This is a genomic window from Nitrobacter sp. (genome assembly GCF_047149785.1).
GTDB lineage: Bacteria > Pseudomonadota > Alphaproteobacteria > Rhizobiales > Xanthobacteraceae > Nitrobacter.
Genome location: NZ_BAAGBE010000003.1, coordinates 1 through 9,195, shown reverse-complemented (window position 1 = coordinate 9,195; position 9,195 = coordinate 1). Strand labels below are relative to the sequence as shown.

The 9,195-nt window shown below is 63.8% G+C and carries 8 protein-coding genes; 5 read left to right on the top strand and 3 right to left on the bottom strand.

Annotated features, from left to right (window positions below; all coding sequences use genetic code 11):
- Both ACMDCM_RS16905 and ACMDCM_RS16900 read right to left on the bottom strand, forming a co-directional pair.
- Positions 1-647 (bottom strand): acyl-CoA dehydrogenase family protein (locus ACMDCM_RS16905; protein ID WP_412774810.1); only part of this gene is annotated, 647 nt, incomplete at its 3' end.
- 114 nt (positions 648-761) lie between these two features.
- Positions 762-1,040, bottom strand: coding sequence for a hypothetical protein (locus tag ACMDCM_RS16900; protein ID WP_412774809.1), 279 nt, complete (start codon positions 1,038-1,040; stop codon positions 762-764).
- Between the two features lie 466 nt (positions 1,041-1,506).
- On the opposite strand from ACMDCM_RS16900, the gene ACMDCM_RS16895 reads away from it, so the two are divergent.
- The 4 genes from ACMDCM_RS16895 (at position 1,507) to ACMDCM_RS16880 (ending at position 7,015) form a co-directional block, all read left to right on the top strand.
- Complete coding sequence (locus ACMDCM_RS16895) at positions 1,507-4,071, top strand: DUF3772 domain-containing protein (protein WP_412774808.1); 2,565 nt, start codon at positions 1,507-1,509, stop codon at positions 4,069-4,071.
- Positions 4,072-4,242: 171 nt separating this feature from the next.
- A complete protein-coding gene (locus tag ACMDCM_RS16890; protein WP_412774807.1) occupies positions 4,243-4,647 on the top strand; it encodes a winged helix-turn-helix domain-containing protein in 405 nt (134 codons plus the stop codon).
- 171 nt (positions 4,648-4,818) lie between these two features.
- Positions 4,819-5,379 (top strand): DUF2478 domain-containing protein, encoded by a 561-nt coding sequence (locus ACMDCM_RS16885; RefSeq protein ID WP_412774806.1) that lies wholly within the window; start codon positions 4,819-4,821, stop codon positions 5,377-5,379.
- A 58-nt stretch (positions 5,380-5,437) separates the two neighbouring features.
- On the top strand, positions 5,438-7,015 hold the full coding sequence (locus ACMDCM_RS16880; RefSeq protein WP_412774805.1) for an FGGY-family carbohydrate kinase: 1,578 nt from the start codon (positions 5,438-5,440) through the stop codon (positions 7,013-7,015).
- 13 nt (positions 7,016-7,028) lie between these two features.
- On the opposite strand, the gene ACMDCM_RS16875 is transcribed toward ACMDCM_RS16880, so the two are convergent.
- Positions 7,029-8,726, bottom strand: coding sequence for an outer membrane beta-barrel protein (locus ACMDCM_RS16875; RefSeq protein WP_412774804.1), 1,698 nt, complete (start codon positions 8,724-8,726; stop codon positions 7,029-7,031).
- 222 nt (positions 8,727-8,948) lie between these two features.
- On the opposite strand from ACMDCM_RS16875, the gene ACMDCM_RS16870 reads away from it, so the two are divergent.
- On the top strand, positions 8,949-9,195 hold a 247-nt coding region (locus tag ACMDCM_RS16870; RefSeq protein ID WP_412774803.1), incomplete at its 3' end, for an SIS domain-containing protein.

Genomic DNA, 9,195 nt, shown 5'->3' with positions numbered 1-9,195 from the left:
ACGAAAACGTCGTCGACAGCGACGTCGTTGGAGCCCGTTCCTTTCAGGCCGGCGGCGTTCCACATGTCGATAACGCGGTAGTCTTCGCGGGGAAGCAGAAAAATCCTGTATTCGATGCCGTCGGCTTCATCATCGGATGAGACGATCCCCGCGAGCATGTTCCAGTCGCAGCAATCCACACCGGACGAAAACGGCCAGTGGCCCTGCAACCGGTAACCGCCCTCGACCTTCCTGGCGCGGCCGGACGGAAATACGAAGGATGAAGCGATCAATGCGGTCGCATCCTTGCTCCAGACGGCGTCCTGCGCCTGGCTTTCGAACATGCCGAGCATCCAGTGATGGCTCGCAAGGTTCGCCAGCGTCCACGCCGCGGATGCGTCGGCCATGGCGATCGCTTCCGCGAAGTCGACGAGAGCCACGTAGTCGAATTCGGAGCCGCCGACCCGCCTGGGCTGCAGAATCCTGAACAAGCCGGCCGCATGAAAATCCTTCTCGGTCTCGGGTGGCAGCCGCCGCAACTCTTCCGTCCTCGCGGCCCGCTCGCGCAATTGCGGCACGAGCGCCCGTGCTCGCGCCATCATGGCGGCATAGTTATCGTCGTAATCCGGTTCTGACGACGGATTCGCAGGCGGGCTGATACCTGCCATCTGGTATTCCTCACTGTCCGCTGCGCAACGGACCACCTTGCGGTACTTGCCCAATCATAGGCGAGTATGACGGGGATCACCAACCGATAGCAACCGGCGAAGACGCGCGACCGCTTACTGCTCGGCGACCTTGTGCGATTTCGCAGCGGCCAAACCCTTGTCGAGCTCGACGCGGCAGCCCGAACTGAGGCTGGGGCGATTCTTGACCATGCAGGCGGTGATCCGGCCGATATCCGGAATTTCAGAGCTGCACAGGCGGAACGCATCGCCGGTGCACTGCCGTTGCGCTTCGGCCGTGAAGGCGTGGCTCGCGCTGGCCTGCATGACGAAGAAACCTGTGATAGTCAGGGTCACGGCGATCTGACGGAAAATCTCGGTACGAACGGTGGTCATCTTTGGCTCCTCGATTGCGATGAACTCTGCGGCCATTGTCGATGGCGCATCCTGGATCATCGGTGCCGGGGAGACCGTGAGGTTCATCACTCAGGCCAGAGCCAAATAAATACAAATAATATCAATAAGGTATATGCGCCATCCGGCGACATCGCCGAACCGCCCGCGGGCATGTCAGCTCAGCAGGACCGGTTCGGTTCAGGTTATTTGCATCAACGAATCGAGCCGGGCATCGACGAACGGATGCAGGCATTGACGGGACGCGGCTGCGCCTGCCATTCAAGCAAGCAGCGGCTGAACTGAAATACATACAATAGGCGGATTTCTGCCTATCGTACCGCCAAATCAAAATGGCGCGCCTCACGCGCATCGCATAGCCGGACAACAACCGTCATGGCCGGCTTCGCCTTCCGTTCCGGAAGGCTGCATCGTCAATTTCAGCACTGTTACGATAGGCAAGAGAGCCATGAAGATAATCCGCGCGGCAATTTTCTTCATCGTGTTTCTAGCGTGGCTGCCGTTGCACGCCGGAACGCCGGCTCCCGGAAATGGCGGCACCGCCAAGCCGGCAAGCCCGGCGGCCGCGCCTCCGCCGGCGGCTCCCGCTGAAGATCTGCCGTCCGTTCCGGCACCGCAGTTTCCTCAAGCGCAGTCGAAACTCGACGGCTGGAAGCAGACGCTCGATCAGATCGAAGCTGTCCTCGGCGCCCATGTGATCGACGATGCCGTGTTGAACAATCTGCGAAACCGGACCGCTGCCACGCAGGGTGAAGCGCGCGACCTGATCTCTGAAATCACGCCGCCGCTCGAAGCAGCGACTGCACGGGCGGCCGAACTCGCGCCAAGCCCCGACGCGACCGCTCCGCCATCTGACGATGTGAAACTCGAGCGCGCCAAGTTGCTGGCTGAAGTTGCCGCGCGGCAGGGCATCATTCAGCAGGCCAAGCTCATCAACGTGCGGGCTCAGCAGACGATCGAGGCGATTTCCGATCGACGGCGCGCGATGTTCAACGATTCGGTGCTGCAACGCTCCGCGAGCCTGGTCAATCCCACGTTCTGGATCACCGCCGCCACGGCCGTTCCGGTTGCCGCCGGCCACTTGACCGATCTCCTCTCCAAATGGGGCCGGGTGCTGGCGTCACAACCGCTTCGCGCGGCGTCGGGTTTCGCAATCGCTGCCGTCGTTGTGCTGGGGTTCTTCCTGTCGCCGGGCCGGCGCTGGTGGTCGCGCTGGACAAAACGCGATCCCGAGATCGCCAGTCCGAGCCCGCTGCGGAAGACCGGGTCGGCCGCCGTCATCGTCCTTGCGGACACCGCGCTCACCGCCGTCTCGCTGCTCGTGCTCTATCAGGCGCTCATGATGCTCGGAGTGCTGCCCGACGACGTGAGTCCGATCGTTCGCGCCTTGTTCATCGGCATCACCTTCGGCTTCTTCTTCGTCCGCCTGACGATCGCGGTGCTGGCGCCGGGACGTCCGACCTGGCGTCTGATCGAAATGGACAATGCCGCTGCCGACGGCCTGATATCCTACGCGGTGCTGCTCGCCATGGTCATCGCGTTCGGCGTGGTTGTGGACGCCATCAACCTCGCGATCAGAGCGCCGATCGAACTTTCGATTGCAAGCCGGGGCGTGGTCGCCATTGCCAAGGCGCTGCTCTTCATGGGCGCGCTTCGCGTTGCGGCCACAACCGAAGCCGACGACGAAACCACTCCCTCCCCATCGACCGCAGTGAACAAGTCGGCGTGGCGCCTGCTGATTCCGGTCGGCTGGGTGATGGCCATGGCCGCCATTTTCGGACCGCTCGCGGGATATGTCGCCTTGGGCCGGTTTATCACGATCGAAATGGTGGTGGTGATCGCCGCGCTGATGAGCTTCGTGCTGCTGAGCCGGTTCGCAGCGGTTCTCGTCAATGCGACTTTTGCGTTTCACGGCGCGGTCGGCCGCTTTTTGCGGCAAACCGCGGGTCTGGGCAGCAGCGCGGTCCGCCAGATCGCGGCGGTGCTCGGCGGCCTCGTTCAACTGGCGCTGATCGGGTTGACGGCCTTCGTTGTGCTCACGACCTGGGGAATCCGTTCCGACGACCTCGCCACGTCGATGTCCACGGCGTTCTTCAGCATCCAGATCGGCAATATCACCATCGCGCCGTCCGTGATTCTCGGCGCGGTTGCGGTTTTTATCATCGGCGTCGTGGCCACGCGCGCGCTCAAGCGCTGGCTTGAGGAGCGTTTCCTGCCGGAAACCAGTCTCGATGTCGGCGTTCGCAGTTCGATCGGCACGGGGGCTGGGTATGCCGGCGTCATTCTCGCCACCCTGATCGCGCTATCCTATGTCGGCCTCAACCTGCAAAACGTCGCCATCGTCGCCGGTGCACTGTCGGTCGGCATCGGATTCGGTCTGCAATCCATTATCAACAACTTCGTTTCAGGACTGATTCTCCTCGTGGAGCGCCCGATCAAGGTCGGAGACCGCATCGAGGTCGGCACCCGCATGGGCGTCGTGAAACGCATCAACGTGCGCGCCACCGAAATCGCGACCTACGACAACGTCTCGGTGATCGTTCCGAACGCGGACCTGATCAGCGGGCAGGTGGTCAACTGGATGCATGGCAGCTATTCGGCCCGCCTGTCGGTAGCGGTCGGCACCTCCTATGATGCCGATCCGGACAAGGTCATCGAAATCCTGCTCGATATCGTCGCCCACCACCCCCGCGCGCTGAAATCACCCGAGCCGTTTGCCGTTCTCGGCAATTTCGGCGCCGACGCCCTGGAATTCACGGTGTTCTTTCACGTCGCGCATATCGGCATCGACGCCGGTGCCGCCAACGAGGTCAGGCTCCAGATACTCAAACGCTTCCGCAAGGAGGGAATCAACCTTCCGAACCCTCAACGGGATCTGCATGTGCGGGATCTGGACCGCATCGAGGCGCTGGTGCGCGACCTGGCCGGACGAGACGTGGCCGCACAAGACTTGGCCGCACAAGACTTGGCCGGACGAGGCTTGCCCGGAACCGAACGGTCCGCCGCGCCATAGCGCGCTCGCGGCCACTGTGCGCGCGAATCACTTCCAACACGGCAAGGTGATCGTGGATTAGTACCGCCCGCTCTTCTCGAAGGGCAAGCGCACTCGATAGCATCATTCGAAAGCTGACGTTCAACATGGAATGATGTATAGTTTCTGTTTCCAGATACCATCGGGCGTGACATGCAGGCTTCATCCAACAAATCAATCCCCTCGTTGAGCTTGCGGATCGATCTCGACCCAAAGGGCCGTATTGGACCGGGCAAAATCGAGTTGCTCGAGAGCATACAGGCTTGCGGTTCGATTTCGGCCGCCGGACGCGCCATGGACATGTCCTATAAGCGCGCCTGGGATCTCGTCGATGAAATAAACCGCATCTGCCGGCAGGCCGCGGTCGCGCGGCAGACCGGCGGCAAGAATGGCGGCGGCGCGGTCCTGACCCCGTTCGGGGTCTCCCTGGTCGCTCGCTATCGCAAGATCGAGCGCGATGCCTCAACTGCCGTCCACAAGGAACTCGAGGCGCTGCGGAACGATATCCGGCACCCGAAAAAAAACGTGGAACGAGACAAAGACACCAGGGCTCGTTGATCCGAAACGCCACGACGTCGGGCGACCGGCGAGGCTCAGCCCAAACAGTCGACCGCCGGCAGCGTTCCGCGCTGGCCTGATCCTCCCAACGTGATATATGTTTAGCTATAACGTCGGGACTTGGCCGGAAAATCGCGGCGAGCGCCGCGACGTTGATCGAGGAGGCGAATCATGTTCGACGCCCAATGCGACCTCGCTGCCCTGGTTTATACGGAAGGTCAGGATCCGGACGCGATCCTGCGTGAGTTCGCCTCGGGTCTGAACGCCAACGGCCACCGGGCCGTGGGCATCGTTCAACTCGGCCGTTACTGTCCCGATGCGAGCCTGTCGGCGACGCTTGTTCCTACCGGCGAGCAACTTCAACTATTTCAGGACAGGAACGCTTCGGCGGGGTGCCGGCTCGACGTCGGACAGTTGACCGGCGTCGGCGAGCGGATTGCGAGAATCCTCGACGAAGGCGCGGACATCCTGATCGTCAACCGCTTCGGCCGCCAGGAGCGCGAGGGCAAGGGCCTTGCCCACCTGATCGCACACGCGCTCGGCGCCGACATTCCGGTCGTGATCGCGGTGCCGACCCACCATTTTTCAGACTGGATCACGTTCGCCGGCGGCATGACCGTCAAATTGCACTGCGACCGCGAATCGCTGGATGCGTGGTGGCGCCTCGTATCGGCCCGCAACGCCAGCCTGCGCCGACCCGATCGCGCAACGGTCTGCGAGATCTTCAAATAGGCTCCCGCCCGCACAACCTTCTTGACACGACCGCGGCGCTTCATCTGTAGATGCCTGCATGCGAGGTCTCGTGATCGCGGTGGACGTCGGATCGAGCAGCGCGCGCGCCGGCGTGTTCGACAAGCGCGGCATCCTGCTTGCGCGCGCCGAAGCTCCGTTTTCGACCGCACATCCCCTGCCCGATCATGCCGAACAGAGTTCGGACGAAATCTGGACCGCGGTCTGCCAGGCGGTGCGCGGAGCCGTTGCGGTCGGACACATCGCAGCGGATGAGGTCAAGGGCATCGCCTTCGACGCCACCTGCTCGCTCGTCGCCCTTGACCGCGCCGGCCGGCCGGTCACGGTTTCGGTGACCGGCGAGGATCGCTGGAACGTCATCATGTGGGCCGACCATCGCGCCACCGCGGAAGCCGAACAGATCACGGCCACCCGCCATCGCGTGCTGGACCATGTCGGCAAGGTGATGTCGCCGGAAATGGAAATTCCCAAGCTGCTCTGGCTGAAGCGGCATTGTCCCGATGCGTGGAGCCGCTATGGGCTTGTGCTCGATCTTACCGACTTCCTGACATGGAAGGCGACGGGACAGGCCGCGATCTCAACCTGCACCGTGACATGCAAATGGACCTATCTCGCCCACGAGAAACCCGGCTGGCAAGGCGATTTCCTGTCGCGCATCGGGCTCGACGATTTGCAGGACAGGGCGTCGCTTCCCGCCTTGACGCAATCGATCGGATCGAGCGCGGGTCCCCTGACAGCCCAAAGCGCCGCCGAACTTGGACTGCCCGGCGACTGCATCGTCGGCGTCGGCGCGATCGATGCGCATGCCGGCGGCATCGGTGTCCTCGGCGGGCTCGACGCCGCCGGGCTCAACGAGACGCTCGCCATGATCGCCGGCACCTCCTCATGCCACATGGCGGCCTCGCCCGATCCGAGGCAAATCCCAGGCGTATGGGGTCCCTATTACGACGCGATGCTGCCGGGCTACTGGCTGAACGAGGCCGGCCAATCCGCCACCGGCTCGCTGCTCGATCATATCCTCGACCTCCACGCCGAGGGACAATCGCTCGGCGCGGACCGCCACGCGGTGATGGCGGCACGGATCGAGGCCGCGCTGGCCGAGAGCGGCCTGGCGTTCGTCGAGGGCCTGCATGTGTTGCCGGACTTTCACGGCAACCGCTCCCCGCTCGCCGATCCCGATTCCGTCGGCGTGATCCACGGTCTGCGCCTCGATGCCTCCGCCGATTCGCTGACCCGGCTTTATTTCGCGACCGCGATCGGCATCGCGCTGGGAACGCGACATATCATCGATGCCCTGAACGACGCCGGCTACGCCATCGATCAGATACGGTTGACCGGAGGCCATGCCACGAGCCCGCTGCTGGTCCAGCTTTACGCCGACGCGGCCGGGGTCTCGGTCTCCCTGCCCGAACAACCCGACGGCGTGCTTTCGGGAACCGCATGTGTCGCCGCCGCCGGCTGCGGGCTCTATCCGTCGCTCACGGCCGCCGCCGCGGCGATGACCCGGATCGGCCGCACCGTGCAGCCGACCCCCGCATCGCGCGACTTCTTCGAGCGCCGTTATCGCGCGTTCCTATTGATGCACGAGCATCGCCGAGCGTTATCGCGGCTCGCATGACGGACACCAACACCTACCGCTGCAGCCGGACGCCGAGCATCACCACGGTCGATGCCGAACTCGCGCCGGAAATGTTCGAGCTCAGCATGTCGCGGCGCACCTGCGCCTTGATCTGGAATTCGCGGGTCAGCTTGTAAACCAGATCGCCGGAGATCGAGTAGATCTCGTCGGAGCGGGTCGAGCCCTGATAATCCTGCGTGCCGTAGGTGAACCTGCCGACCGCGCTCAGCCAGCGGCGGAAATCGTGATCGACCTCGAAGGTATAGGTGCGCGTCAGCACGCCGGAGACGCCGGCCAGCGTGGATTCGTCCACCGACGTGACGGAGATGAACTTCGCGGTTGTCAACGGCGTCGCCGACCACACCAGCGACGCGCTGGTGAGCAGGCCGGTCAACTGGTTGAGGCGCGGGTCGGCGTAGCTCCGCGCGGCGTAGCCGATCGAGGCTTCGCCGGTCAGCAGCCGCGTGAACTCGAAGCTGGTCCCGGCCTTGGCATAGCCGCCGCTGGAATCGCGCTGGAAGCCGTTGCGGTCGAGCCGCGTGTCGTGGACGCGCGTGTCCGCTTCGACCTCGCCGAACGGCTTGACCCCAGGCATCAGATCGTAGCTGACGCGCGCGATGCCGCCGTACTGGTTGAAGTTGCGGTCGTCATTGGGCGTCGAGGTGCCGTCCGTCAGCCGCGAGTCCTGATACGTCGTGCGGTCCACGGTCCCGTTCAACGAGACTTGCAGGCGGTTGAAGTCGTGCTCGATGCCGGCCGTCCCGCCGGTGGTCGCATAAAGCGGATACCGCGCGAGACCGGCCTGGATATTGGGGCTGCCGGGATTGTCGGTGCCGATCCGCAACCGCAGCTCCGAATTGAGGCGGGTATCGTGCGTCACGTCGAGGCGTCCATCGGCCTTTCCGGTGAAATCCGGCCGATCCACGTTGGTCGGCACCGGCGACGCGACCGGCTGGCCGGAATTGTCGAATCCCGGAGGAAATGTCCTCTCGTAACCCGTAAACGAGCCGCGCAGATCGACGAGCAGGGAATGGCGTTCCCAGTCGGATGCCGCCACGAATTCGGGCGACACCATATAGAACGCCGATCCCTTCGGCTTGTCGAACCGGCCAGGATTGGTGTCGTAGCCGCCCGACAACTCCACCGCCGACTTGACGAGGAAACCGCCGACATAATTGCCGACCGCGCCGAACGGATCGTCATCACGCTTCAAGCGGCGGCGTGCGGGTTGTCCGTCCACCCTTCCCGCCATCGCCGGCGCGACGGGAGGCTTGTTCGCGGTCGATGACGGCGGCACCGACAATGGCGGCGGCGGCGGAACGGCAATGAAGTTGCCTGGCCCCGGCGGCTGCTTCGGTTTCGGCGCGCCGGAATAAAGCTTCGGCTTCTTGCGGCGTCGATTGAGCGAGTCGTAACCGGTGTCGCCCGCCCCCGCTGCGGCAGACACGCCGTAATCCGGAATCCGGCCGATGCGCGAGGGGGCTGCCGTCGACGAGGCAGGCGCGGCATCGTCCGCGCCGGCGTCGCTGATCCTGCGCAAATCGGAATCCTGCGGCTGGAAGAATCCGCCACGGACCGGATTCATCAGATCGCGGGTGAGCGTTTGCGCCTCGGCCGTCAGGCATCCGGGACCGATGAGGACAAGGCAGGCCAAAACCGCGCGCCACAGGGAGGCGCGCTGGCGGCGGCCCGTCGCTGGACCCAAAGTCACGACCCGAAAAACTCCAGCAGGAACTTATGCTTGCAAAGGCGCGCCGTGAGGCGCGACTATCGTTAATGGAGTTAAAACAATTATGGTTAATGGGCCGTTGAGACGGGAATGCTGCATCGCATGGTACGCGCCGGCGTGCTAAAGCAGATCGCAACGACACTCGTCCGTCTCATCGCGGAACCAGGCATGACTTCGCTAAAATCACGACCGGCAACATCCGCCATGACCGATCAGGCGACGGCCGCGATCGAGTCCGCGTTGCGGACGTTCGAGGCGGAGGCCGGCGGCGTGACTGCGCTTGCCGCAGCCCTGAACTCCGATCTCGGGCCTGCATTCGCCGCTGCTGCCGACATGATCCGCAGCGCCAAGGGACGGCTGATCGTCACCGGTCTCGGCAAGTCCGGCCACATCGGCCGCAAGATCGCGGCGACTTTCGCCTCGACCGGAACGCCGGCCTTTTTCGTCCATG